This is a genomic window from Streptomyces sp. NPDC002676 (assembly GCF_053592455.1).
The window spans coordinates 283,805-306,714 of sequence record NZ_JBSFVT010000001.1 but is presented as its reverse complement, the minus strand read 5'-3'; the positions used below and the strand labels follow the sequence as shown (position 1 = coordinate 306,714).

Below are 22,910 nucleotides of genomic sequence, written 5' to 3'. Positions count from 1 at the left end.
TTGGTGATCGCCGGCGCAGCGCCCGGCTCCCCCGACGGCCGCCCCCGGCCGCCGCCGCGGCGCGCGCAGGGAGGTACGACTCATGACCGACCGCAGGCTCTGGTCCTACAAAGAGATCGCGGCGCACATCAGGGTGCAGCCGGACACCGTACGGTCCTACCGCAAGCACGGGCTGCTGCCTCCGCCCGACCACGTGGAGGGCGGCAAGCCCTACTGGTACGCCGACACCGTGCGCGCCTGGGTCGCCTCCCGGCCCGGCAACCGCGGGCGCAGACACGGCTGACGGGCGCCGCGGGAGCGAGGGTCGGGGGCGTCAGCTCCAGGGCTCGATGACCGTGACGCCGGCCCCCGGTGCCGTACCCATCGCGGCGAGGGCCGCCGGGGCCGCGTCGAGGGATATGGACGACGTCACCAGCAGGTCGGGGCGCACGGCGCCGGAGCGGACCAGCCGGAGCATGCCGGGATACGCGTGCGCGGCCATGCCGTGGCTGCCGAGGAGTTCGAGCTCCAGGGCGATGGCGCGGGCCATGGGGACGGGGGTCCTGCCGTCCGGTGAGGGCAGCAGGCCGACCTGGACGTGCCGGCCGCGCGGGCGCAGGGAGTTGACCGAGGCCGCGCAGGTGGCGGGCGAGCCGAGGGCGTCCAGGGAGAGGTGGGCGCCGCCGCCGGTCAGCTCGCGCACGGCCTCGGCGGTGTCGGTGACGTGGGCCGCGTCCACGCACTCGGCGGCGCCGAACTCCCGTGCCAGCTCCAGGGCTCGGGGCGCGAGGTCGACGGCGACCACCCGGGCGCCGGAGGCCGCCGCGATCATCACCGCAGACAGTCCGACCCCGCCGCACCCGTGCACCGCGACCCACTCCCCGGCAGCCACCCGGCCCTGCTGCACCACCGCGCGGAAGGCGGTGGCGAACCGGCAGCCGAGAGCCGCCGCCGTGGCGTAGGCCATCCCGTCCGGTACGGCCACCAGGTTGACGTCGGCGTGGTCGAGCGCCACGTACTGGGCGAAGGAGCCCCAGTGGTGGAAGCCGGGCTGGGTCTGCCGCTCGCACACCTGCTGGTCGCCGGCCGCGCAGGACGGGCAGGTCCCGCAGGCGCAGACGAACGGCACGGTGACCCGGTCGCCGGGCCGCCGGCCGGTGACCCGGGCGCCCACCGCCTCCACCACTCCGGCGAGTTCATGGCCGGGCACGTGCGGCAGGACGATGTCCGGGTCGTGGCCCATCCAGCCGTGCCAGTCGCTGCGGCACAGCCCGGTCGCCTCGACCCGCACCACGACCCCGTGCTCCGCGGGCTCCGGGTCCGGCACCTCCCGCACCTGGGCCGGCTTCCCGTACTCCTCGAACACCACGGCTCTCATGCGGCTCACCCTTTCACTCCGCCCGCACCACCGGAACGGGTGCGGGCGCCTGCGACATGGAGCGCGTCTGCTTAGGGTGCGGACAAGAGGTGCAAGCAGGAGCACAAGGGGACCCCGCCGTGACCCACTCTCCGCCGCCCGGCACACCCCGGGCCCGTATTCCCGGCCCGCAGCAGCCCCCGCCGCCGTACCCGCGCATCGGCGCGGGCCTGTGGCGGCGCTGCCTGGGCGGCGGGCTCGCGCTGTGGGCGCTGACCGCGGTGGTGGCGTACACGGCCCGGAACACCGCGGTGCTGCCCACCCTGATCCTGCTCGGCAGCTTCCTGGTGCCCGTCGTCTTCGTGCTGTGGGCGTACGAGCGGCACGGCCGGGACCTGGGTGTCAGCGCGGTCCTCGGCTGTTTCCTGGCCGGTGGCGTGCTCGGGGTGCTGGGCGCCTCGATGATGGAGTCGTATCTGCTGCGCCCCTCTCTCTTGATGTTCGCCGGGGTCGGGCCCACCGAGGAGGCGGCGAAGCTCGGCGCGCTGGTGTTCGTGCTGCGCCGGCAGCCGGGGATCCGCGGGACGCGGGCCGGGCTGGTGCTCGGCGCCGTCGTCGGCCTCGGCTACGCGGCCCTGGAGAGCGCCGGGTACGCCTTCGACGCGGCCGTGTCCCCGGTCGGCGTCGACCTGCGGACACTGCTCGAGACAGAGCTCCTGCGCGGGGTGCTCGCACCTTTCGGGCACGGCCTGTGGACGGCGATCACGGGCGGGGTCCTGCTCTCCTTCCGCCGCGCGAACGGGCAGTTCCGGCTCACCGGCCCGGTCGTCGGCGCCTGCCTCGGGGTCTCCGTGCTGCACGCCCTGTGGGACTCCACGCACGGCCTCGCGATCTGGCTGGCGGCCCGGCTGGCCGGCGCCGGACTGGACCGGCAGCTGTTCGCGCAGGGGTACATCCCCCGGCCGGGCGCCACGCAGGAGCACCTGTTCACGCTGTTCTCGGTGGGGCTCGCGGCCCTGGTCACGCTGGCCGGCATCGCGTGGCTGCGCTCAATGGGCCCACGGAACCCCGGCCCCCCTTGGAGAAATACCCCCTAGGGGTATAGAGTCATGGCCATGGGGTTCACCCGCGAACCCCATTGGCACCCTATGTGTCCGCATATGTCTCCACGAGGAGTTAACGACATGAGCGCCCAGACCGAAACCCAGGGCCCCGTCACCACCGTCTACAAGGTGACCGGCATGAGCTGTGGCCACTGCGAGGGCTCCGTCTCCGGCGAGATCTCCCAGATCCCCGGCGTCAGCTCGGTCAAGGCCGTCGCGGCCAGTGGCGAGGTGACCGTCGTCTCCGCCGCCCCGCTGGACGAGGAAGCCGTCCGCGCCGCGGTCGACGAGGCCGGTTACGAGCTGGCCGGCAAGGCCTGACAGCACGCCCCTTCCGCGACCGGGCCGTACGGACCAGCAGCAGCCGACCAGCTGATACTGGAGCCTTACGGTCCGGTCCGACGCATGGAGTCCGGTACATGACCACCGCCAGCACACAGGCCCCCATAGCCCCCGACAGCTCCGAGGTGGAGCTGCTCATCGGCGGGATGACGTGCGCCTCCTGCGCCGCCCGGATCGAGAAGAAGCTCAACCGGATGGACGGCGTCACCGCCACGGTGAACTACGCCACGGAGAAGGCGAAGGTCACCTTCGCCGAGGGCGTCCAGGTCGCCGACCTCATCGCCACCGTGGTGAAGACGGGCTACACCGCCGAGGAGCCCGCACCGCCGGAGCCCGAACCCGCCGAGACTCCCGAGGCGGCGGAACAGGACCCCGAACTGGGCGCCCTGCGGCACCGCCTGCTCGTCTCCGCGCTGCTCGCCGCGCCCGTCGTGCTGCTCGCCATGGCCCCCTCCCTTCAGTTCGACAACTGGCAGTGGCTCTCGCTCACGCTCGCCGCACCGGTCGTCGTCTGGGGCGGCCTGCCCTTGCACCGCGCCGCCTGGACCAACGCCCGGCACGGCGCCGCCACCATGGACACCCTGGTCTCGGTCGGCACGCTGGCCGCGTTCGGCTGGTCGCTGTGGGCCCTTTTCTTCGGCGACGCGGGCACGACCGGCATGCACGACGACTTCCGCTTCACCGTCTCCCGGATGGACGGCACCTCCACGATCTACCTGGAGGTGGCCGCCGGAGTCGTCGCGCTGATCCTGCTCGGCCGCTTCCTGGAGGCCCGCGCCAAGCGGCGCGCGGGAGCGGCGCTGCGGGCCCTGATGGAGCTGGGCGCCAAGGACGTCGCCGTACTCCGCAACGGCCGTGAGGTCCGTATACCCGTGGCCTCCCTGTCCGTCGGCGACCGGTTCGTCGTACGGCCCGGCGAGAAGATCGCCACCGACGGCACCGTGGTGGAGGGCCTCTCCGCGGTGGACGCGTCCATGCTGACCGGCGAGTCGGTTCCGGTGGACGTCGCCCCGGGCGACACGGTCACCGGCGCGACCGTCAACGCGGGCGGCCGGCTGGTGGTCGAGGCCACCCGGGTCGGCGCCGACACGCAGCTGGCCCGGATGGCGAAGCTGGTCGAGGACGCGCAGACCGGCAAGGCCGAGGTGCAGCGGCTCGCCGACCGGATCTCCGCGGTGTTCGTGCCGGTGGTCATCCTGATCGCGCTCGGCACGTTCGGCGTCTGGCTGGGCGTCACCGGGGACACCGTCGCGGCGTTCACGGCCGCGGTCGCCGTCCTGATCATCGCCTGCCCCTGCGCCCTGGGCCTGGCCACCCCGACCGCGCTGATGGTCGGCACCGGCCGGGGCGCACAGCTCGGCATCCTCATCAAGGGCCCCGAGGTCCTGGAGTCCACGCGCCGCGTCGACACGGTCGTCCTCGACAAGACCGGCACGGTCACCAGCGGCCGGATGACCCTTCAGGAGGTCTACGTCGCCGAGGGCGAGGCCGAGGAGGAGGTGCTGCGCCTCGCGGGCGCCCTGGAGCACGCCTCCGAGCACCCGGTCGCCCGCGCGGTCGCCGTCGGCGCCGAGGAGCGGATCGGCGCGCTGCCGCCCCTCCAGCACTTCGAGAACGTGCCCGGGCGGGGCGTGCGCGGGCGCGTGGAGGGCCGCGAGGTGGCCGTGGGGCGCCTCTTCGAGAGCCTGCCGGACGACTTGGCACGAGCCCGGGAAAAGGCCGAGAGCGGCGGCCGTACGGCCGTCCTGGTGGGCTGGGACGGCCGGGCCCGCGGGGTGCTGGCCGTCGCCGACGCGGTCAAGGAGACCAGCGCTCAGGCGGTGCGCGAGCTGCGCGCCCTCGGACTCACGCCGGTGCTGCTCACCGGGGACAACCGGACGGTCGCCGAGGCGGTCGCGCAGGCGGTCGGCATCGACGAGGTGATCGCCGAGGTGCTGCCCGAGGACAAGGTGGAGGTCGTACGGCGGCTGCAGCACGAGGGGCGGACCGTGGCCATGGTCGGCGACGGAGTCAACGACGCGGCGGCGCTCGCCACCGCCGACCTGGGCCTCGCGATGGGCACCGGCACGGACGCGGCGATCGAGGCGGGCGACCTGACCCTCGTACGCGGCGACCTGAGGGTGGCCGCCGACGCCATCCGGCTCTCCCGGCGCACCCTCGCGACCATCAAGGGCAACCTGGTGTGGGCCTTCGGCTACAACGTGGCCGCGCTGCCGCTGGCCGCGGCGGGGCTGCTGAACCCGATGATCGCGGGCGCGGCGATGGCCTTCTCCTCGGTGTTCGTGGTGACCAACAGCCTGCGGCTGCGCCGCTTCCGCTGATACCGCGCCGAAGTAGGAGTCCCTCTAGAGTCCTGCCCTCGGCTCACATAAGCTCTTCACAAGGCTCTCGCATCGTCTCTACGCTTGGGCTCCGATTTTCGTATCGGGGCTCTTGCGCACTTAAGGGACATATGCAAGAGACGCACATCACAGTGATGCGAACGTAACCATCGAAGGGGTTCGACGGTCTAAGTTGGCGATGTCGGTTCGGCGTCTTGGGGGGCGCCCAACCGCCATCTGAGGTTGTCTTGGGGGACTTCCTCAGAGATGCGTTGCCGGGGCACGTACACCGGGAAGCTTTGAGCGGCCCTCCCTGCGTGCGCTGTCCCGGCAGATCGCACCGCATCACTGGAGCCCAGCGGGTCAGCTCGTTGTGCTCAGACAGCGATTCAGGCGCTGTCTTCTCCGAGCGCCCGGCCGGATCCCGTGGGGGGAATCCGCACCGGGACACGGGAAGGCGCCCTGACCGTCGGCCCGTGGGGGGACCGGCGTTTCAGGGCGCCTTCTGCTCGCTCAGCACTGATTCAGGGCCCGCCGCCCAGGCAGGCCCTGCACTCAATACGCTCAGCGCTCCTCGACCGGAACGAAGTCGCGCTCGACGACACCCGTGTAGATCTGGCGCGGGCGGCCGATGCGCGAACCCGGCTCCTTGATCATCTCGGTCCACTGGGCGATCCAGCCCGGCAGACGGCCGAGGGCGAACAGGACCGTGAACATCTCGGTCGGGAAGCCCATGGCGCGGTAGATCAGGCCGGTGTAGAAGTCGACGTTCGGGTAGAGGTTGCGCGAGACGAAGTAGTCGTCGGAGAGCGCGTGCTCCTCCAGCTTCAGCGCGATGTCCAGCAGCTCGTCGGACTTGCCGAGCGCGGAGAGGACGTCGTGCGCGGCGGCCTTGATGATCTTGGCGCGCGGGTCGAAGCTCTTGTAGACCCGGTGGCCGAAGCCCATCAGACGGACGCCGTCCTCCTTGTTCTTCACCTTGTTGATGAAGGAGTCGACGTCGCCGCCGCCCGCCTGGATGCCTTCCAGCATCTCCAGCACGGACTGGTTGGCACCGCCGTGCAGGGGGCCCCACAGCGCGCTGATGCCGGCCGAGATCGAGGCGAACATGTTGGCCTGCGAGGAGCCGACCAGGCGGACCGTGGAGGTCGAGCAGTTCTGCTCGTGGTCGGCGTGCAGGATCAGCAGCTTGTCCAGCGCGGAGACGACGACCGGGTCCAGCTCGAACTCCTGCGCCGGCACCGAGAAGGTCATACGGAGGAAGTTCTCGACGTAGCCGAGGTCGTTGCGCGGGTAGACGAACGGGTGACCGATCGACTTCTTGTACGCGTACGCCGCGATCGTCGGAAGCTTGGCGAGCAGGCGGATCGTGGAGAGGTCGCGCTGGCGCTCGTCGAACGGGTTGTGGCTGTCCTGGTAGAACGTGGACAGCGCCGAGACGACCGAGGACAGCATGGCCATCGGGTGGGCGTCGCGCGGGAAGCCCTTGTAGAAGTTCTTGACGTCCTCGTGCAGCAGGGTGTGCCGCGTGATGTCGTCCTTGAACGTCGTCAGCTCGTCGACGGTCGGCAGCTCACCGTTGATCAGCAGGTACGCCACCTCAAGGAAGGTGGAGCGCTCGGCCAGCTGCTCGATGGGGTAGCCGCGGTAGCGGAGGATCCCCGCCTCGCCGTCGAGGTAGGTGATGGCGGATTTATAGGCGGCGGTGTTGCCGTACCCGCTGTCCAGGGTCACCAGACCGGTCTGGGCGCGGAGCTTGCCGATGTCGAAGCCCTTGTCGCCGACGGTGCTGTCGACCACCGGGTAGGTGTACTCGCCGTCGCCGTACCGCAGTACTACAGAGTTGTCGCTCACGTCTTCCCTCACCGACGTAGTGCCTCATCTTCGAGGTGCCCTGACTGTCTCTACCATCCCCCATTTGGCTCAGGAGAGTGCACTCGGGGTCGACCATTGGGCCTATTGGCGGCACTCAGTGCCGCCAACCTGCTCATCCTGCCCCGTTGTCTCCCTATCTGGAAGGGCTCTGTGACCTTCATGACTCATTTGATCGATCATTTTTCGTGATGAGCCTGAAGTCCAGCGCCGTACAGCGCCGTCCGGCCGACACCGTGCGCACCGCCTGGCCGATCGCCTTGCGTGAACCCACGAGAACGACCAGCCGTTTGGCCCGCGTCACCGCCGTGTACAGGAGGTTCCGCTGGAGCATCATCCATGCTCCCGTGGTGACGGGGATCACCACCGCGGGATATTCACTTCCCTGTGAACGGTGGATGGTCACCGCGTACGCGTGGGCCAGTTCGTCCAGTTCGTCGAATTCGTACGGAACCTCCTCATCCTCGTCCGTCAGCACCGTCAGACGCTGGTCGACCGGATCGAGCGAGGTGACGACGCCCACGGTGCCGTTGAAGACACCGTTCTGCCCTTTGTCGTAATTGTTGCGAATCTGCGTCACCTTGTCGCCGACCCGGAAGACCCGGCCGCCGAACCGCTTCTCCGGCAGCTCGGGCCGGCCCGGCGTGATGGCCTGCTGGAGCAGTCCGTTGAGGGTGCCGGCGCCGGCCGGTCCGCGATGCATGGGCGCGAGCACCTGGACGTCCCGGCGCGGGTCGAGCCCGAACTTGGCCGGAATCCTCCGGGCGGCCACGTCCACGGTGAGCCGGCCGGCCTCCTCGGTGTCGTCCTCGACGAAGAGGAAGAAGTCCTTCAGCCCTTCGGTGAGCGGATGCTGCCCGGCGTTGATGCGGTGCGCGTTGGTGACGACCCCGGACTGCTGGGCCTGCCGGAAGACCTGGGTGAGCCGGACGGCCGGGATCGGGCCGCCGTCGGCGAGGAGATCGCGGAGGACCTCCCCCGCACCCACGCTGGGCAGCTGGTCCACGTCCCCGACGAACAGCAGATGGGCCCCCTGCGGCACGGCCTTGACCAGCTTGTTGGCGAGCAGCAGGTCCAGCATGGAGGCCTCGTCCACGACCACGAGGTCGGCCTCCAGCGGCCGGTCCCGGTCATAGGCCGCCTCGCCTCCCGGTTTCAGCTCCAGCAGCCGGTGCACGGTGGAGGCCTCGGCTCCGGTCAGCTCGGCCAGCCGCTTGGCGGCACGACCGGTGGGCGCGGCGAGCAGCACGGTGGCGTTCCTGGCACGGGCCAGCTCCACGATCGAGCGGACCGTGAAGGACTTGCCGCAACCGGGACCGCCGGTGAGCACGGCGACCTTCTCGGTCAGCGCGAGCTTGACGGCGGCCTCCTGCTCGGGCGCCAGCTCGGCGCCGGTACGGGAGCGCAGCCAGCCGAGCGCCTTGCCCCAGTCCACGTCCCGGAAGCCCGGCATCCGGTCCTCCCCGGTCCGCAGCAGGCGCAGCAGCTGGGCGGAGAGGGACAGTTCGGCACGGTGGAAGGGCACGAGGTACACGGCGGTGACGGGCTCGGAGTCACCCTCGGGACCCGGCACCTTCTCCCGTACGACGCCCGGTTCCTCGCCGTCCTCCCCCGGCTCGGCCAGCTCGGCGAGGCATTCGATGACCAGCCCGGTGTCGACCTGAAGGAGTTTGACGGCGTCGGCGATGAGCCTCTCCTCCGGCAGAAAGCAGTGCCCCTGGTCGGCGGACTGGGACAGGGCGTACTGCAGTCCGGCCTTGACCCGCTCCGGGCTGTCGTGCGGGATGCCGACCGACTGGGCGATCTTGTCGGCGGTGAGGAAGCCGATGCCCCAGACGTCGGCGGCGAGGCGGTAGGGGTGCTCTTTGACGACGGAGATCGACGCGTCCCCGTACTTCTTGTAGATCCGCACGGCGATGGACGTCGACACCTCGACGGTCTGGAGGAAGAGCATGACCTCCTTGATCGCCTTCTGCTCCTCCCAGGCGTCGGCGATCTTCCGCGTCCGCTTCGGCCCGAGCCCCGGCACCTCGATGAGCCGCTTGGGCTCCTCCTCGATGATCCTGAGCGTGTCCAGCCCGAAGTGCTGGGTGATGCGGTCGGCGAAGACGGGCCCGATGCCCTTGACCAGCCCGGAGCCGAGGTAGCGCCGGATGCCCTGGACGGTGGCGGGCAGGAGCGTCGTGTAGTTCTCGACGTGGAACTGCTTGCCGTACTGCGGATGCGAGCCCCAGCGGCCCTCCATGCGCAGGGACTCCCCCACCTGGGCACCGAGCAGCGCGCCGACGACCGTGAGGAGGTCGCCGGCGCCTCTTCCGGTGTCGACCCGGGCGACCGTGTAGCCGTTCTCCTCGTTGGCGTACGTGATGCGTTCGAGCACACCTTCGAGTACGGCCGCTCGCCGCTCGCCCGTGGGATTCCCCGCCTGTTGCACCATGATCCGACGGTACCGGCGCCGACTGACAGTCCGGACCGGCCCGGGGATCCGGACCGGCTCAGGACGCCTGGAGGGCAGGGAGTACGTCCCGCTGTTACGGTGCGCCCGTGATGGATCCGAACAGCTCAGCGACTGCCCATGAGTTCGCCCTGAAGGTCCGGGACGCCGCTACGGGCACCCCGTACCGCATGTCCCGTACAGAGCGGGGATTCGAGCTGACGGTGGACGTCGACGTCCCACAGTGGCAGGAGCTCTTGACCCGTCACCGGACCAGCGAGGTGGTCACGTACCGCGTCGTCATGCGCCCGGAGAAGAAGGCCTTCTCGATCACGGATGTCGTCCGCACGGTCGAGTACTCGGCGGGCCCTGCCGGTGTACGGCTGGGGAAGACGGTGTCCGTCGGCCGGAGCGTGTCGATCACCTCGTCCCGCTCCCTGGACGGTACCGAGCAGTACACCTTCTCGTCCGCCGAGGGGCACCGCCTGATCCGGGGCGTGGCCGGGGAGCTGGGCTGGCGGGAGATACAGCCCGCCAGCGTGAAGATCGCCATAGGCGCCGCGATCGTCGGCGGACTCGGCGCCGTCGCCGCGCTGATCGCGGTGGCCGTCGTCAAGTGGCTCTGACAGGCAGGTGGGACAAACCTCGGGGCGGCCCTGGTCAGGGCTTGCGGTGCCGTCCGGCCCCCGGCGCCATCGGCCGACCCCTGCCGGGGACAGGCCTGATCCGAGCCGCCTCGTCGCCGATGCCGTGCAACATGCGTTGCGCGGCTGCGTAGTCGTCCACGGTGGTCACCGGAGCCCATTGACAGCCGTCCCACTCCACGATCAGCCGGGGCGCATCCGGGTTCAGGTGTGCGGCACGCTGCGGGCCGGGGCCGAGGGGGACGGCGCGGCGTTCACCGACCGCTCGCAGACGCGCGGCGCGGCGGGCCGCCCGCTCCTCCAACGATTCCTCGGCGTCCATGCAACGCTCCTCAGAGGGTCCAGGTCTGAGAGGGGTCATCCAACCACGCCCGTTGACCGTCGGGAGTGACCGTCAGCCCGAATCGCTCGACAGAGGGGCACCCTCGCTCGGTCCACCACGCGTAGGACGTCGCCACCTCGTCCCACAGGCGGCGGGGCCCGTACTGCCACACGGTGCACTGGTCGGCACCTCGGGTGCCGTCCCAGTCGACCGCTGCCCACGACGTGGCGTCCGTGGTCGCCAGCCACAGGCGTACGTCGACGCCTGGCACGCCCGGCTGTTCGTGCCAGGCGTGCCACACGTCCGGCAGCCGCAGCCCCACGGCGAACTGGGCGGCGGCGTCTTGGCCGGCGACCAGCCACGGGTCAAGTCGCGTGCTCGACTCGTCGGGGGTCTGCTCGTCGCGGACCACGTCGCGGTAGATCCGCAGGTCGGTGCGCTGTCCGCGCATCAGCATGAAAGCGGAGTGCGGGGAGAAACGGCCAGAGGCGATGCCGTCGCCGCCCACATGCAGGCGCAGCAGCCCGTAGCAGAGCCAGGGCGTTTCCCAGGGGGTGAGGATGGCTCCGCCGGGCCGGGTCTGCTCCACCCACGCATAGGGCAGGCGGCGCACGGAACAGGTGGCGATGACCCGGTCGTACGGCGCGTTCGGCGGGAAACCGCCCGCGCCGTCCGCCGCCGTGACGGCCGGGTGAAGGCCTGCGGCCTTCAACGAGCGTGCTGCGGTCTCGGTGAGTGCGGTGTCCACGTCCAAGGTCGTCACGTTCTCGTCGCCGAGCAGGGCGGTGAGAAGACCGGCGTTCCATCCTGTGCCGGTGCCGATCTCCAGAACCCTGTGTGTGGGGCGCGGGTCGAGCATGCGCAGCATGCGGAACACGATCGACGGAGCGGAGGCGGACGACGACGGCCACACGTCCCCGTCTTGCGGCTCCTGGCCGTCGTTGACCTGGGTGACGACCGGCCCGTTGGCGTAGGCGGCCTCCAGCCAGCTTGCGGGCTCCACGTCGCGGTCACACGGGGTCCAGTCGCCGTCGTCGTCCAGCCACACCAGGCGGGGCAGGAACGAGTGCCGCGGGGCGCGACAGAAAGCGGCTTCCAACTCCGCCCCCAGATGGCCGAGTTCTTCCGATACGGCGCGGAGCAGGCCGCGCGCGGCGGCCTGCTCCTTGGTGCTCATGGCGTTCATGCCGAAGGTCAGCCCTTCTTGTGCTTCGGGTCGGACTTCGGCTGGCTGGTGTCCGGAGACGGCTTCGAGGTGCCCGGGTCCTTGCCACCCGCGTGCCTGCCGTCGCCGCCCGATCCGCCCTTGCCGGTTCCCCATCCCATCGGGGCCTCCTTGTCGGTGTATGAGTTTCTGGTGTAACGGCCCATCGGTCGCGCGTTCAGCTGTTCGACGAGATTCGGCTGAGGGTCCGGTCCGCCGGCCGAGGGCTGGTCGGTTTGGGCGGCTTCGGCGGTGGCGGCGGTTGAGGCTGTTTCGTCATACGGTGGTCTCCCTTCCTTCGGGTTGGGGCCGGCCGGGGCGGATGTGTGAGAGCAGCAGCCCCGGCCGGGGCTCTTGTGTGGCCGCCCGCCCCAGAGAAGGGTCGGGCGGGCCTGGCAGATGATCAGCGCATCCGGTGGCGCTCGCTCACCGGTTGTCCCAGGTGCCGCGCCGGGCGACCAGCTCGACGGCCGTCCACTGCGCGCGCCATTCGGCACCGAGCCCGCCGCCGTACCGGGGGCGCAGGACCGGCACGCCGCCCTGTACGTCCGTCAGAACGGCCTCGCGGCTGCGCTCGGTGTCGCGCACGAGGTCGCCCACCTGAGCGCGAGCCTTGTCCGCGCCGGTCACTGCGGCTCCTTCGGATGCGTGCGCGGGGTGATCCGGCCGACCACTTCGAGCGTGCCCGGGTCCGTCGTCCACTCGCACCCGCCACCCATGGGCCGGAGCCACGCAACCAGCCGTCTGCCGTTCGGCTCGGGGGCGATGGCCCGCAGGATGCCCGTACGGCCACTCGCGGCGTCCAGCACCTGACGGCCCAGCCAGCGGCGCGCACGGTGCAGGAGACCGAGGCTGCTCCGGCTCACCGGGCCACCTCCGGAACCCCGTACATGCCCGCGAACGGCACGCACGCGTGCAGGCGCACATCGACCGCGCGCAGTATCCGCACGGGAAACCGCGGGTTCGGGGTTCCGGAGCACCAGCAGCAGGAGCGGCCCGCACGCTGCCGTTCGCTCAGCTGCTCGAAGTGGAGCGCGGGGGCGTCCACGAGTCCGTCGGCGGGTGGTGAGGGGGTGGTGCTGCGCGTCGTCAATGTCGGCCTCTTCGTCGTCTCGGTGCCCCGCCGGCCCCCCTCCGGGCTGGGAGGGACCGGCGAGCCGTCAACCGGCCGCCCTGAACAGGAGGCAATGCGGCCGGTAATCACCCAACACCTGTGCGCGACGGCCGGTAAGGGAGCAGAGTGGGGAGAGGGTTGAACTGGTTGAACGCACTCGGGGGTTCACCGATGGGACGACGACCGCGCACGCCTAACACCGCACTGGCAGAACTGACGCAGTCGGGAGGAATCGGAAACGCCCAGCTCGCGCGACGGGTGAACGCCACCGGCCGCGAACTGGGGCTGACCCTGCACTATGACAAGACGAGCGTGTCTCACTGGCTCGCCGGCAGCGTGCCCCGACCGGAGGTGAGGCCCGCAGTCGCCGAGGCTCTCTCGCGACTCCTCGGGCACCCCGTAACGTGCGCCGAGATCGGCTGGGAGACAGACCCTGCCGAGCCGCACGACCCGGTGACCGGGGTGATCGACCTGAGCCGAGCAGACATGGACCCCGCACGGCGGGGGGTACTCAAGGGCGGCATGTACGTTGCAGCGCTGGCCGTCCCGCGCTTTGAGGACATCGCCGACCGCGGCGCGCATGCCGAGGCCGATACGGCAGGTCGGACACTGCACATCGGTACATCCGACGTCGAGACCGTCCGCACGATGACGGACAAGATCGCTGACATCCTGGACCAGATGGGCGCCGGTCACGCCCGCCCCATGGCCGCCGCCTTCCTGGTCAACAGCGTAGGGACCTACCTACGCGCTTCCGGCAAAGGCCAGGTACAGCGGAACATGAAGGCCGCCGCTGCCGATCTGGTCTATCTCACGGGCTGGATGGCCATGTACGAGAACCAGCAGGGCCTGGGCCAGCAGTACTACCGGCGAGCACTCGACCTTGCCGGCGAAGCCGGTGACCACCTCACCTACTGCCGCACCCTCCGTGGCATGAGCCTTCAGGCCACCCACCTCGGCCACGGCAGGAAGGGCCTTGAACTCGCCGACTCCGCCGCCGAAGCGGCCCCCAGCGCAGGCCCGCGCCTGGTGGCGTTCCTACGCGGTCAGCAAGCTGCCGCCGCGGCGATGACCGGCGCCCGGCAAACCGCCCTCACTCGGCTCCGCGAGACCGAAACCGCCCTGTCCCAGGCCGACAATCGCCGGGACGCCGTGGGTGGCTACGACCAAGCCGCCTACTTCTTCCATGAGGCGCACGTACTTTGGCACCTGAAGGACCCCGAGGGCAGCATCAAGGCCCTGCGCCGGTCGAACGCGGTCAGGTCTCCGCTGGAGCGGCAAGGGCGTCTGCACTGCCTTGGGGTCATCGCAGAGCGGCAGTTCCGCATGCGGCACGTCGAAGCCGCCTGCCGGACGTGGGGGACATTCCTGGACGAGCACGTGGCAATCAGCAGTGCACGCGGGGACGAGCACCTGAAATCGATGCTCAAGTCTCTCCCGGCGTACCGCAGCGTCGCCGGGGTCCGCGAACTGGAGGAACGAGCCCGGCACGTGGCGGCCCTCAAGATGGCTTGACCCGCATGACCACGGCCCGCTCCCCAACGGGGCGGGTGGGTCACACCGTCCGGTCCGGGACCTCCAAAGAGTCGAGCCACCGGAGGAGACGCGCTCCCTCGCGGGTCATGATGTCCGGCTCGCGCAGGGCGTTGGCCAGGAGGGACATGCCCTGGTAGGCGGCGACGAGGGTGACGGCGAGGTCGTCAGGGTCGGGCAGGGACAGGGCGCGGAACTGGTGTGCGGTCCAGTCCAGCAGGCGCCGGATCACCGTGCCGGCCTCCGCGTCGAGGGTGCCGTCGGCGCGCTTGTCGAGTTCTACGGCCAGGGTGCCGGTCGGGCAGCCGTGGCGGGCGGCGACCTCGCGCTGGCCGACCCAGGCTTCGATCAGGGCCTTGAGGCGCTCGCGCGGGTCGGGCAACTCGTCCAGGTGGCCGGTGAGTTCGTCCAGGTGCGCGCTGTGCTCGGAGAGCGCGGCCAGGACCAGCTCGTCCTTGGTCTTGAAGTAGTAGTAGACGTTCCCGACGGGGACGTCGGCCTCGCGCGCGATGTCGGCGAGGGTGGTGCGCTCGACGCCCTGCTCGTGCAGGACCCGGGCCGCCGCGGCCGTCAGTCGCCTGCGCTTGTCGGTCGCTCGCACCCGCAGCTTCGCTGAGTCAGTCACCCAACTAACTATAGACAACCCCCGGGAAGGGCGTGCTACGGTCCTTCCACGCGAGTAAGTCAGCCAACTAACTAACTTGGGGAAAACAAAATGATCGTGGTGACCGGCGCTACCGGCAACATCGGACAGACCCTGGTGCCCCTGCTCGCCGAGGCCGGCGAGGACGTCGTGGCCGTCTCGCGGCGGCCGCAGCCCACCGAAGGGCTCCCGGCCGGCGTGCGGCATGCCCAGGCCGATGTCGGGAACGCCGCGGGCATGCGGCCGGTCCTCGACGGCGCCGACGCCTTCTTCATCCTGCTGGGCGGTGAACTCAACGGCCACGGCGAGCGCCCGGACGCCCTGCTCGACGCGGCCGTGGACGCCGGGGTCAAGCGGGTCGTCCTGCTCTCCTCCCAGATCAACTCCACCCGCCCCGAGGCCCCTTCACACACCCGCCTGCGCGCGTTCGAGGACGCCGTACGCGCTTCCGGAGCGGACTTCACGATCCTGCGCCCGGGCGGATTCGCCTCCAACGCCTTCGCCTGGGCCGAGCCGGTCCGCACCCAGCGCACCGTCTTCGCGCCGTTCGGCGATGTGGCCCTGCCCGTCGTCGACCCGGCCGACATCGCCGCGGTCGCCGCAGCCGCACTGCGCGAGGGCGGGCACGCGGGGCGCACGTACGAACTGACCGGGCCCGCTGCCATCAGCCCGCGCGAGCAGGCTGCCGTGATCTCCCAGGCCCTGGGCGAGGACGTCACCTTCGTGGAGCTGTCCCGCGCACAGGCCCATGCCCACATGGCGCAGTTCATGCCCGAGGAGGTCATCGACGGCACCCTGGACATCCTCGGCGTCCCGCTGCCGGCCGAGCAGGTGGTCAGCCGTGACGTGGAGAATGTCCTCGGTCGCCCGGCCCGGCCCTTCGGCGAGTGGGTCGCGCGCAACCTGCCCGCCTTCCGGTAGGACCTGACCTACCGGGTCGGAGAACGCGGCATGCTTCAGTTGCGGAACGGTACAACTCACCTAGCAGGGAGCCATGTTCCTAGACGACTTCGACCTACTCGGCGACGACGGCCACGGCCGTCTCCTGCTGGACTCGCTGCGGGCGGCCGGGGTCGACACGGTGGGTGTGCTGGTCGGCGGGGCCTCGACGGGCGCTGCCCTCAGTCCGTGGCTCGGGGATGCCCTGTCCCCGCGAAGGTGACCCAGCAGGTGTCATGGGCAGTGTCCAGGAGGTACCAGATGCGCCCTCCCCCGGTCACCTCGATCTGCCACTGCTCGCAGGTGTGTCCGCGGTGGGTGCCGTGCGCCAGGCTGCCTTTGAGACGGTGGTGCCGGGGTGACTCGATGGTCGGCCTGGGATCCGTACGCATGATGACCCAGGCTCGATAGGTGTTCTCCCGTGCCTGCCGGCAGAGGTTCTCCCATCCCTTCGCAGCAGCCCCGTCTGCGAAACGGACCTCCCATTGCCCCTCCGGTGCCGGCGGTGCGGCACGGTCACCGCGGCCCGCGCTCACGCGACGCCCCTCGGGTCCGGTGTCGGACCATAGTCCTCGCCGTGGTCCCTGGTCAGCGCGGCCAGCAGTTCGGGGTCGGAGTGCACCTCGGCCGTGTGCTGCCAGGCGATGAGCAGCTGGGCGACGGCAGCGCTGTTGCCGATGGAGTCGGCGGCCCGCATGGTATCGACCAGTTCGACGGCGAAGGCGTGGACATCGGCTTCTGGAAGGAAGCGGACCCAGGGGAAGGCGTCCGGCAGGATGTCCAGGAGAAGCTCCATGCTGCCGGGCTCGCGGCGCGCCATCGCGGCCAGCATGCGGGTCGCCGCCGACACCACGGTCTGGTCCTGCTCAGCCCTCGCCGCTGTGGTGAGGACCAGGTCTTCGCCGTCTCTGCGGTGCAGCAGCAGTCGTGGAGATTCCTTGAGACGGGCAAGTGTCTGCTTGTTCTTGTTCACCAGCTCGGAAAAGTTCACGGCGGCGTTTTCAGGTGGCATGACTTTGAAATTACTTCGAAAGTCGAGCGTTCGCCATCCCCCGAACGAGGGGCGGCAAGCCGGTGGGAAACGGGCACCTCAGCCCAGCCGCGCCAGACGCTCCCCCCTGCTCTCGGCGACCCGTTTGACCTCCCACAGGGACTCGCTGAGCCGTCGGGCGAGGTAGTGCAGCTCTCCGCCGGTCAAGCGGTGCTCGGTGAGGAGTTCGGCTGCGTGGTCGAGAAGGCCGTCCGCCATGCCGAGCTGAACGCTCTCGACCTGGTCCGCGAGCCGGGAGACGTACCCGGCGCCGTCACCCACGAGGTAACAGGGTTTGCCGTCGGAGCCGATCCAGGGAAGCAGGCGCCCGCTCATGCGGAGGCCTCCACGAGGTCGAGATAGGGGCGGACGAGTGGGCTGTCCTCACCACGAAGGGGGACCTCATGCCTGCGGTACGTCGTCGGGCGGCCGACGTATGGGCATGAGTACGGGTACACGTACGCGCACGGGAGCGGTACGACCGGCCTACGGCGCCGTCGCCCACGCGCGGGCAGGAGAAGCCGGAGCAACGGCTCGACCAGCCGGGCCAGGAGATGTGTCATGCCGACCTGCTTTCTCACCTGCGGTGACTGCGTTCTGTTGCGAATCACTCACAGCGTGGGGTCGGCGGTGGCTACGCTTCTAGACGCGGGGGGTTGACAACGAGCCTGTCAGCAAGGGAGTTGGCCGCATGAGCGTTGACCGCAGGCCGCGAACGCCGCGCGAGAAGTACGGGGAGGAGCTGAGGCTGCGGCGGGTGGCGGCTGGGCTCACCCAGGAGGAACTGGGCGAACTGGTCGTGTGCTCACCCACGCTGATCAGTCATTACGAGGCCGGGAGGCGGCTGCCCAAGCCCGATGACGCGCGGCGGATCGACCAGGCGTTGAAGACGGACGGGTTCTTCTCGCGGTGGCTGGAGGACCTGGAGTCGAAGTACGCCGACCACTTCGCGGCCGTAGCCGAGCTGGAGCAACAGGCCACGATGATCCAGCAGTTCGCCCTCTCGCTGGTACCAGGCGTGTTCCAGACCGAGCGCTACGCGCGTGCCCTGTTCCGCGCGTACCGGCCGAACCATACGGCCACGGAACTTGACGAAGCCGTTGTCATTCGAACAAAGCGTGCCCGGATTCTCGACGGACCGTTGAAGCCGGTCGTCTGGACGTTGCTCGACGAGTCCGTGCTGCGGCGCCGCGTCGGTGGCGCGCAGGCCATGGCCGAACAGCTCTACAAGATCGCGGACATGGCCGAGGCGGGACGGCTGCGGCTGCACGTGCTTCCGTACGGTGTCGGGGCGCACCCGCTCCAACAGAGCCTGCTCACGCTCATGAGCTTCGAGGACTCTGCTCCGGTGGCCTACGCCGAGGGCTTTCTCACCGGCCACTTGATGGACGATCCGGCGCTGGTGGCCGCCAGTCAGACCGCCTACGCTCTTGCGCTGAGCGACGCGTTATCGCAGCAGGAGTCACTGGCCCTCGTCAGGGCCGCAGCGGAGGAACACGCACATGGTCAGCAGTGAGCACACCGTCTCCGACTCGTCCACGCTCACCGGTTGGCACAAGTCCAGCTACAGCGGCGGCGACCAGGGCGAGTGCCTCGAAGTAGCCCGCGGCCACGCCGTCGTACCCGTCCGCGACAGCAAGGCCCTAACCGGCCCGGCGCTGATCTTCTCGACGGACGGCTGGGCGTCATTCGTGGCCGCCGTCAGGGAGGGAAGGATCGGCGACGCCTGAGTTTCCCAGCACCTGGGTCAGCGCCTCCTGCGTCCTGCGCTTCGTCATCATCTTCTTCAGCGGTGGCACGCGGGTGACCGCACCGTCCAGCCAGGCGGTGTCGGCGAGCCGGTGGATCTCACCCCTGGTGACCATCTCTTTCAGCAGGGCGTCGAGGAAGTAGACGTCGGGGAGCGGGTACCAGTGGGGGTGGCGGTCGAAGAAGACCATGTGGTCCTCGTAGGGATGGCGCAGCGTCATGTGGAGATAGCCGCCGCCCCGGCCCCTGAAGGGACCCGGCAGGCCGGCGAGCATGCCGAACTGGGTGACGTTCTCGCCCTTGCTGGGGTATTTGGCGCCCACGACGAGACGAAACCCCAGCATGATCCTCGTCCAGGGGATGAACTCCTCGCCGGAGTCACGCGCGTGGGCGCACAGGCCGTCCTCGCGGAACTCCACCCAGGCACCGCCGCCCGGCCTGCGGGTGTCGCCCAGCGCCCAGCGGTCCTCCAGCCGTACCAGCGGCCCCAGAGACCTGATCGTGTCGGTCATGTCCCCTATTGGATCACGTGTGCGGCAAACCGTTCAGTTGTCTCCGCCACGGACAAGGTCCGTTCCACGTCAAGTCGTTCGAGGGGGCGAACAGCCGGGGCTGTTGGCCTTATGGTCTGCTCGGCACCTCACGGAACCGTGGCCGCGCGCGGCCTGTCTACCAGGGCGTACGCCTACGAGGACCAAAAAGCACGACCAGAGGACGGACGACATGACGGTGACCCTTGCGGACGTGGCGGCCCGCGCCCAGGTCTCGCCCGCGACGGTGTCGCGCGTGCTGAACGGCAACTACCCGGTGGCCGCCGCCACGCGCGAGCGGGTGCTGCGGGCCGTCGACGAGCTGGACTACGTCCTCAACGGCCCGGCGAGCGCGCTCGCGGCGGCCACCTCCGACCTGGTCGGCATCCTCGCCATCGACATCGCCGACCCCTTCTTCGGGATCATGGCGAGCGCGATCCAGGCCGAGATAGGCGGGCCGGGCGGCCGGGCGGGCGGCGAACGCCTGGCGGTCGTCTGCAACACGGGCGGGTCGCCGGAGCGCGAGCTGACGTATCTCACCCTCCTCCAGCGGCAGCGGGCCGCGGCCGTGGTGCTGACCGGCGGAGCCATGGAGGACGCGCCGCACGCGGCGGCGGTGGCGGCGAAGCTGCGCAAACTGGCGGACGCCGGGACCCAGGTCGTGCTGTGCGGGCGCCCGTCGGCGCCGGACACCCGGGCGGTCGCGCTGACCTTCGACAACCGCGGTGGCGCCCGGCAGTTGACCGAGCACCTGACCGGCCTCGGCCACCGGCGCCTCGGCTACATCGCCGGACCGGAGGAGCGTACGACGACCCGGCACCGCCTGGAGGGCCACCGCGCGGCGCTGGCCGCGGCCGGCGTCGAGGACGACCCTCGCCGGCTCGTGCACGGCCGCTACGACCGCCGGTCGGGGTACGAGGCCACGCTGGAGCTCCTGCGCCGGGACCCGTCCCTCACGGCGGTGGTGGCCGCGAACGACTCCGTCGCCCTCGGCGCGTGCGCCGCGCTGCGCGAGTCGGGGCTGCGGATCCCGGAGGACGTGTCGGTGGCGGGCTTCGACGACCTTCCGTTCAGCGCCGATGCGGTGCCGTCCCTCACGACGGTGCGCCTGCCCCTGTCGGAGGTGGGGGCGCGGGCCGGCCGTATCGCGATGGGCCGCGAGGAGCCGCCGCCGGGGGACCTCGCCACCGTGCGCGGGGAGCTGATGGTGCGGGGGTCCACCGGGGTGCCGCGGGCGTAGACAGCGTGGGGACATGGGAGGCGTGGGGGCTCCGGGCCTTTCGAGCGGTCGGCGTCGGGGCGGAGGCGTAGGGTCCGGAGTATGAAGCTGGCGTTCTCCACTCTCGGTGTTCCCGGCCTGCCCGTGCCGGACGTCCTGGCGCTCGCCACCGCGCACGGTTACCACGGCGTCGAGCTGCGCGCCCACCCTGAGGAGCCGGTGCACCCCGGCCTCTCCCCCGCCGAGCGGGCCGAGACGGCCGCCGCGTTCCGGGCGGCCGGGGTCGAGGTGCTGGCGGTCGCCGGGTACGCGCGCGTCGCCGCGCCGGGTGACGATGCGGCCGTACTCGACGAGATCCGTCAACTCCTCCAGCTGGCCCACGACTTGGGTGCCCCCTTCGTCCGGGTCTTCCCGGGCGCCGACCCCAGCCGGCCCCTCGCCGAGTCCGATGCCGTCGCCGCGCGTCGCCTGGGCACCGTCGCCGAGGACGCGACCGCGCTCGGGGTCCGCATCCTGCTGGAGACCCACGACTCGCACCGCACCGGCGCCGACGCGATCCGCGTCCTCGGCCCGGTCGGCCACCGGCGGGTCGGCGCGCTGTGGGACGTCATGCACACCTGGCTGGGCGGCGAGCAGCCCGCCGACAGCTACGCCGCCCTCGCCCCGCACCTCGGATACGTGCAGGTCAAGGACATCTCCTCGGCCGAGGACACCACACCGTTGCCGCTCGGCGCGGGCGTGCTCCCGCTGACCGAGTGCGTGGACGTGCTGTGCCGGCACCACTGGGACGGCTGGCTGTGCTGGGAGTACGAGAAGCGCTGGTACAAGTCCGCCGCCCCACTGCCGGGTCTGCTTGACGCGGGCCGCCACCACCTGGGCCGGCTGCTGGACGAGGCGGCCTGAGCGACCGCAGAGGCGACAGCATCCGCGGAGACGACGCGGCCTGGCCGCCGTAATTCGGTGGCCCCTGCACCGTACGCCCCGCTAGCCTCCCCCGGTGATCCCGCAGCCCGCGCTCCGCGCCGCCCGCCCCCGCTCATGAGCCTCAGCAACTCCCTCATCGACGTACGGCCGCTGCGCACCTCGCCCGTCTTCCGGCGGCTGCTGATCGGCCGGACGGTGTCCCTGTTCGGCGGGTTCATGACCTTCGTGACGGTCATGTACCAGGTGTGGGACCTGACCCACAGCACCGTCTGGACCGGCGCCGTCGGGCTGGCGGACGCGCTGCCGCTGGTGGTGTTCGGGCTGTTCGCCGGGGTGTGGGTGGACCGGGCCGACCGGCGGCGGGTCTTCCTCGCGGCCACGGTCGGCCAGGCGGTCTGCTCGGCGCTGCTGGCCGTGCAGGGATTCACCGGGCACGTCCCGGTGGTGGGGATCCTCGCCCTCATCGCCGTGCAGTCGGCCTTCGGCGCGCTGGGCCACCCGGCTGCCGGGGTCTTCGTCCCACGGCTGCTGCCCAAGGAGCAGGTGGCCGCGGGGCTGGCCCTGCAAGGGGTCACCGGGCAGTCGATGATGCTGCTCGGCCCCGCTGTCGCCGGTGTGCTGCTGGGCTGGCTGGGCATCGGCCCCCTCTATCTGCTGGACGCCCTCAGTTTCGGTTTCGCCTTCTACGGCGCCTTCGGGCTGCCCGCGCTGCCGCCGGAGGGCGAGCCGTCGCGGGCGGGCCTGCACGGGGTGCTGGACGGGCTGCGGTTCCTGGCCGGGCACCGGGTGGTGCGGGGCGCGCTGATCACCGACCTCGCCGCCACCGCGCTGTCCTTCCCGGCCAGCCTGTTCCCGCTGGTCAACGCCGAGCGCTTCGGGGACAACCCGCGCACGCTCGGCCTGTTCCTGTCGGCGCTGGCAGTGGGCGGCATCCTGTCGTCCGCGCTGTCGGGGTCGCTGACCCGGCTCGGCCGGCCGGGCCCGGTGATGCTGTGCACGTCCGCCACCTGGGGCGCGGCCCTGGTGCTGTTCGGGCTGGTCGCCAACCCCTGGGCCGGTCTCGCGCTGCTCGTGGTCGCCGGGGCGGCGGACGCCATCTCGGTCGTCTCCCGCGCCACGATCGTGCAGACGCACACCCCCGACGCACTGCTCGGCCGGGTCTCGGCCGCCGAGGCGATCGTCGCCCGGGCCGGACCCAGCCTCGGCAACGTCCGCGGCGGCCTGGTCGCCCGCTGGACCTCCGGCACGACCTCCCTGGTCACGGGCGGCCTGCTGTGCGTACTGGCGGTGGCGGCGGTGGCCGGCTCGACGCCACAGCTGCGAGAGGCGGCCACGGCACCGGACGCGGCGTAAGGCGGCGCGAGGCGGGCGAGGCGCTGAGGCGGGCGAGGCAGGCGAGGCGGGCGACGCGGCGAGGCGCGCGAGGCGGGCAACGCGGGCGAGGCGCGCGGCGCGGGCAACGCGGGCAACGCGGGCGAGGCGCGCGACGCGGCAACTCGGGCGACACTGCGAGGCGCGACACGGCGACGCGGGCGACACGGCGAGGCTGCGACGCGGGCGACGCGGCTGTCGCGCCGCACGCAGCGTGCTGGCCGGGCACCCACCGGCAGGGCGCGGCAGCCGGCTTCACCCCGGTCACCGGCACGCGGTG

General features: G+C 71.0%; 25 protein-coding genes and 1 pseudogene. 13 read left to right on the top strand and 13 right to left on the bottom strand.

Annotation, left to right across the window (positions count from 1 at the left end):
- Positions 1 to 82 precede the first annotated feature (82 nt).
- Positions 83 to 283, top strand: coding sequence for a helix-turn-helix transcriptional regulator (locus ACWD3E_RS01440; protein WP_451385503.1), 201 nt, complete (start codon positions 83 to 85; stop codon positions 281 to 283).
- A 30-nt stretch (positions 284 to 313) separates the two neighbouring features.
- Here ACWD3E_RS01440 and ACWD3E_RS01435 read toward each other — a convergent pair whose 3' ends face one another.
- Positions 314 to 1,357, bottom strand: a complete 1,044-nt coding sequence (locus ACWD3E_RS01435; protein WP_451385502.1) for a zinc-dependent alcohol dehydrogenase family protein — start codon at positions 1,355 to 1,357, stop codon at positions 314 to 316.
- Between the two features lie 119 nt (positions 1,358 to 1,476).
- Between ACWD3E_RS01435 and ACWD3E_RS01430 the strand changes: the two genes are divergently transcribed.
- The 3 genes from ACWD3E_RS01430 (at position 1,477) to ACWD3E_RS01420 (ending at position 5,102) form a co-directional block, all read left to right on the top strand.
- Positions 1,477 to 2,433: a PrsW family intramembrane metalloprotease gene (locus ACWD3E_RS01430; RefSeq protein WP_451385501.1), complete on the top strand. Its 957-nt coding sequence runs from the start codon at positions 1,477 to 1,479 to the stop codon at positions 2,431 to 2,433.
- Between the two features lie 87 nt (positions 2,434 to 2,520).
- Complete coding sequence (locus ACWD3E_RS01425; protein ID WP_451385500.1) at positions 2,521 to 2,760, top strand: heavy-metal-associated domain-containing protein; 240 nt, start codon at positions 2,521 to 2,523, stop codon at positions 2,758 to 2,760.
- 98 nt (positions 2,761 to 2,858) lie between these two features.
- Positions 2,859 to 5,102 (top strand): heavy metal translocating P-type ATPase, encoded by a 2,244-nt coding sequence (locus ACWD3E_RS01420; protein WP_451385499.1) that lies wholly within the window; start codon positions 2,859 to 2,861, stop codon positions 5,100 to 5,102.
- Positions 5,103 to 5,666: 564 nt separating this feature from the next.
- On the opposite strand, the gene ACWD3E_RS01415 is transcribed toward ACWD3E_RS01420, so the two are convergent.
- Both ACWD3E_RS01415 and recD2 read right to left on the bottom strand, forming a co-directional pair.
- Positions 5,667 to 6,956 (bottom strand): citrate synthase, encoded by a 1,290-nt coding sequence (locus tag ACWD3E_RS01415; RefSeq protein WP_451385498.1) that lies wholly within the window; start codon positions 6,954 to 6,956, stop codon positions 5,667 to 5,669.
- 178 nt (positions 6,957 to 7,134) lie between these two features.
- Entirely contained in the window at positions 7,135 to 9,411 is a 2,277-nt protein-coding gene (gene recD2 / locus ACWD3E_RS01410) for an SF1B family DNA helicase RecD2 (RefSeq protein ID WP_451385497.1), read from the bottom strand.
- A gap of 107 nt (positions 9,412 to 9,518) precedes the next feature.
- Here recD2 and ACWD3E_RS01405 point away from each other — a divergent pair, with 107 nt between their 5' ends.
- Positions 9,519 to 10,034, top strand: a complete 516-nt coding sequence (locus tag ACWD3E_RS01405) for a hypothetical protein (RefSeq protein WP_451385496.1) — start codon at positions 9,519 to 9,521, stop codon at positions 10,032 to 10,034.
- A 34-nt stretch (positions 10,035 to 10,068) separates the two neighbouring features.
- On the opposite strand, the gene ACWD3E_RS01400 is transcribed toward ACWD3E_RS01405, so the two are convergent.
- From ACWD3E_RS01400 to ACWD3E_RS01375, 6 genes are all read right to left on the bottom strand, one after another.
- Positions 10,069 to 10,374, bottom strand: coding sequence for a DUF6087 family protein (locus ACWD3E_RS01400; RefSeq protein WP_451385495.1), 306 nt, complete (start codon positions 10,372 to 10,374; stop codon positions 10,069 to 10,071).
- Between the two features lie 10 nt (positions 10,375 to 10,384).
- The gene (locus ACWD3E_RS01395) at positions 10,385 to 11,560 is read right to left on the bottom strand and encodes a methyltransferase domain-containing protein (RefSeq protein WP_451385494.1); all 1,176 of its coding nucleotides are present in this window, start codon (positions 11,558 to 11,560) and stop codon (positions 10,385 to 10,387) included.
- A gap of 8 nt (positions 11,561 to 11,568) precedes the next feature.
- Positions 11,569 to 11,700 (bottom strand): hypothetical protein, encoded by a 132-nt coding sequence (locus ACWD3E_RS01390; protein WP_451385493.1) that lies wholly within the window; start codon positions 11,698 to 11,700, stop codon positions 11,569 to 11,571.
- 304 nt (positions 11,701 to 12,004) lie between these two features.
- On the bottom strand, positions 12,005 to 12,208 hold the full coding sequence (locus ACWD3E_RS01385) for a hypothetical protein (protein ID WP_451385492.1): 204 nt from the start codon (positions 12,206 to 12,208) through the stop codon (positions 12,005 to 12,007).
- Positions 12,205 to 12,444 carry a hypothetical protein gene (locus ACWD3E_RS01380; RefSeq protein ID WP_451385491.1) on the bottom strand — a complete coding sequence of 80 codons (240 nt, stop codon included), beginning with the start codon at positions 12,442 to 12,444 and terminating at the stop codon, positions 12,205 to 12,207. Before ACWD3E_RS01380 ends, ACWD3E_RS01385 begins: the two co-directional genes overlap by 4 nt.
- Complete coding sequence (locus ACWD3E_RS01375; protein WP_451385490.1) at positions 12,441 to 12,671, bottom strand: hypothetical protein; 231 nt, start codon at positions 12,669 to 12,671, stop codon at positions 12,441 to 12,443. Before ACWD3E_RS01375 ends, ACWD3E_RS01380 begins: the two co-directional genes overlap by 4 nt.
- Before the next feature lie 192 nt (positions 12,672 to 12,863).
- Here ACWD3E_RS01375 and ACWD3E_RS01370 point away from each other — a divergent pair, with 192 nt between their 5' ends.
- A complete protein-coding gene (locus tag ACWD3E_RS01370; RefSeq protein ID WP_451385489.1) occupies positions 12,864 to 14,207 on the top strand; it encodes a hypothetical protein in 1,344 nt (447 codons plus the stop codon).
- Positions 14,208 to 14,247: 40 nt separating this feature from the next.
- On the opposite strand, the gene ACWD3E_RS01365 is transcribed toward ACWD3E_RS01370, so the two are convergent.
- On the bottom strand, positions 14,248 to 14,850 hold the full coding sequence (locus tag ACWD3E_RS01365) for a TetR/AcrR family transcriptional regulator (RefSeq protein WP_451385488.1): 603 nt from the start codon (positions 14,848 to 14,850) through the stop codon (positions 14,248 to 14,250).
- A 90-nt stretch (positions 14,851 to 14,940) separates the two neighbouring features.
- Here ACWD3E_RS01365 and ACWD3E_RS01360 point away from each other — a divergent pair, with 90 nt between their 5' ends.
- Positions 14,941 to 15,789 carry an NAD(P)H-binding protein gene (locus ACWD3E_RS01360; protein WP_451385487.1) on the top strand — a complete coding sequence of 283 codons (849 nt, stop codon included), beginning with the start codon at positions 14,941 to 14,943 and terminating at the stop codon, positions 15,787 to 15,789.
- A gap of 97 nt (positions 15,790 to 15,886) precedes the next feature.
- Positions 15,887 to 15,991, top strand: a pseudogene (locus ACWD3E_RS01355) (ribokinase); the annotation flags it as partial.
- Between the two features lie 348 nt (positions 15,992 to 16,339).
- On the opposite strand, the gene ACWD3E_RS01350 reads toward ACWD3E_RS01355, so the two are convergent.
- Complete coding sequence (locus tag ACWD3E_RS01350; protein ID WP_451385486.1) at positions 16,340 to 16,819, bottom strand: hypothetical protein; 480 nt, start codon at positions 16,817 to 16,819, stop codon at positions 16,340 to 16,342.
- Between the two features lie 78 nt (positions 16,820 to 16,897).
- The gene (locus ACWD3E_RS01345) at positions 16,898 to 17,173 is read right to left on the bottom strand and encodes a hypothetical protein (protein ID WP_451385485.1); all 276 of its coding nucleotides are present in this window, start codon (positions 17,171 to 17,173) and stop codon (positions 16,898 to 16,900) included.
- A 355-nt stretch (positions 17,174 to 17,528) separates the two neighbouring features.
- Between ACWD3E_RS01345 and ACWD3E_RS01340 the strand changes: the two genes are divergently transcribed.
- Both ACWD3E_RS01340 and ACWD3E_RS01335 read left to right on the top strand, forming a co-directional pair.
- On the top strand, positions 17,529 to 18,353 hold the full coding sequence (locus tag ACWD3E_RS01340) for a helix-turn-helix domain-containing protein (protein ID WP_451385484.1): 825 nt from the start codon (positions 17,529 to 17,531) through the stop codon (positions 18,351 to 18,353).
- Positions 18,340 to 18,567, top strand: coding sequence for a DUF397 domain-containing protein (locus ACWD3E_RS01335; RefSeq protein WP_451385483.1), 228 nt, complete (start codon positions 18,340 to 18,342; stop codon positions 18,565 to 18,567). The genes ACWD3E_RS01340 and ACWD3E_RS01335 overlap by 14 nt, the downstream gene beginning before the upstream one ends.
- Here the strand turns inward: ACWD3E_RS01335 and ACWD3E_RS01330 are convergent.
- The gene (locus ACWD3E_RS01330; RefSeq protein WP_451385482.1) at positions 18,523 to 19,098 is read right to left on the bottom strand and encodes a hypothetical protein; all 576 of its coding nucleotides are present in this window, start codon (positions 19,096 to 19,098) and stop codon (positions 18,523 to 18,525) included. The genes ACWD3E_RS01335 and ACWD3E_RS01330 overlap by 45 nt on opposite strands.
- 211 nt (positions 19,099 to 19,309) lie before the next feature.
- Here ACWD3E_RS01330 and ACWD3E_RS01325 point away from each other — a divergent pair, with 211 nt between their 5' ends.
- From ACWD3E_RS01325 to ACWD3E_RS01315, 3 genes are all read left to right on the top strand, one after another.
- Positions 19,310 to 20,356, top strand: a complete 1,047-nt coding sequence (locus ACWD3E_RS01325) for a LacI family DNA-binding transcriptional regulator (RefSeq protein WP_451385481.1) — start codon at positions 19,310 to 19,312, stop codon at positions 20,354 to 20,356.
- A gap of 81 nt (positions 20,357 to 20,437) precedes the next feature.
- A complete protein-coding gene (locus ACWD3E_RS01320; RefSeq protein WP_451385480.1) occupies positions 20,438 to 21,238 on the top strand; it encodes a sugar phosphate isomerase/epimerase family protein in 801 nt (266 codons plus the stop codon).
- 135 nt (positions 21,239 to 21,373) lie between these two features.
- Positions 21,374 to 22,612, top strand: coding sequence for an MFS transporter (locus ACWD3E_RS01315; protein ID WP_451385479.1), 1,239 nt, complete (start codon positions 21,374 to 21,376; stop codon positions 22,610 to 22,612).
- Positions 22,613 to 22,910: the final 298 nt, after the last annotated feature.

Excerpts from the sequence above, each read along its gene's own strand:
- ACWD3E_RS01440 (WP_451385503.1), top strand. The coding sequence starts at position 83 with ATGACCGACCGCAGGCTCTGGTCCTACAAAGAGATCGCGGCGCACATC.
- ACWD3E_RS01435 (WP_451385502.1), bottom strand. The coding sequence starts at position 1,357 with ATGAGAGCCGTGGTGTTCGAGGAGTACGGGAAGCCGGCCCAGGTGCGG.
- ACWD3E_RS01425 (WP_451385500.1), top strand. The coding sequence starts at position 2,521 with ATGAGCGCCCAGACCGAAACCCAGGGCCCCGTCACCACCGTCTACAAG.
- ACWD3E_RS01420 (WP_451385499.1), top strand. The coding sequence starts at position 2,859 with ATGACCACCGCCAGCACACAGGCCCCCATAGCCCCCGACAGCTCCGAG.
- recD2 (WP_451385497.1), bottom strand. The coding sequence starts at position 9,411 with ATGGTGCAACAGGCGGGGAATCCCACGGGCGAGCGGCGAGCGGCCGTA.
- ACWD3E_RS01400 (WP_451385495.1), bottom strand. The coding sequence starts at position 10,374 with ATGGACGCCGAGGAATCGTTGGAGGAGCGGGCGGCCCGCCGCGCCGCG.
- ACWD3E_RS01395 (WP_451385494.1), bottom strand. The coding sequence starts at position 11,560 with ATGAACGCCATGAGCACCAAGGAGCAGGCCGCCGCGCGCGGCCTGCTC.
- ACWD3E_RS01390 (WP_451385493.1), bottom strand. The coding sequence starts at position 11,700 with ATGGGATGGGGAACCGGCAAGGGCGGATCGGGCGGCGACGGCAGGCAC.
- ACWD3E_RS01370 (WP_451385489.1), top strand. The coding sequence starts at position 12,864 with ATGGGACGACGACCGCGCACGCCTAACACCGCACTGGCAGAACTGACG.
- ACWD3E_RS01360 (WP_451385487.1), top strand. The coding sequence starts at position 14,941 with ATGATCGTGGTGACCGGCGCTACCGGCAACATCGGACAGACCCTGGTG.
- ACWD3E_RS01350 (WP_451385486.1), bottom strand. The coding sequence starts at position 16,819 with ATGCCACCTGAAAACGCCGCCGTGAACTTTTCCGAGCTGGTGAACAAG.
- ACWD3E_RS01345 (WP_451385485.1), bottom strand. The coding sequence starts at position 17,173 with ATGAGCGGGCGCCTGCTTCCCTGGATCGGCTCCGACGGCAAACCCTGT.
- ACWD3E_RS01340 (WP_451385484.1), top strand. The coding sequence starts at position 17,529 with ATGAGCGTTGACCGCAGGCCGCGAACGCCGCGCGAGAAGTACGGGGAG.
- ACWD3E_RS01335 (WP_451385483.1), top strand. The coding sequence starts at position 18,340 with ATGGTCAGCAGTGAGCACACCGTCTCCGACTCGTCCACGCTCACCGGT.
- ACWD3E_RS01330 (WP_451385482.1), bottom strand. The coding sequence starts at position 19,098 with ATGACCGACACGATCAGGTCTCTGGGGCCGCTGGTACGGCTGGAGGAC.
- ACWD3E_RS01325 (WP_451385481.1), top strand. The coding sequence starts at position 19,310 with ATGACGGTGACCCTTGCGGACGTGGCGGCCCGCGCCCAGGTCTCGCCC.
- ACWD3E_RS01320 (WP_451385480.1), top strand. The coding sequence starts at position 20,438 with ATGAAGCTGGCGTTCTCCACTCTCGGTGTTCCCGGCCTGCCCGTGCCG.
- ACWD3E_RS01315 (WP_451385479.1), top strand. The coding sequence starts at position 21,374 with ATGAGCCTCAGCAACTCCCTCATCGACGTACGGCCGCTGCGCACCTCG.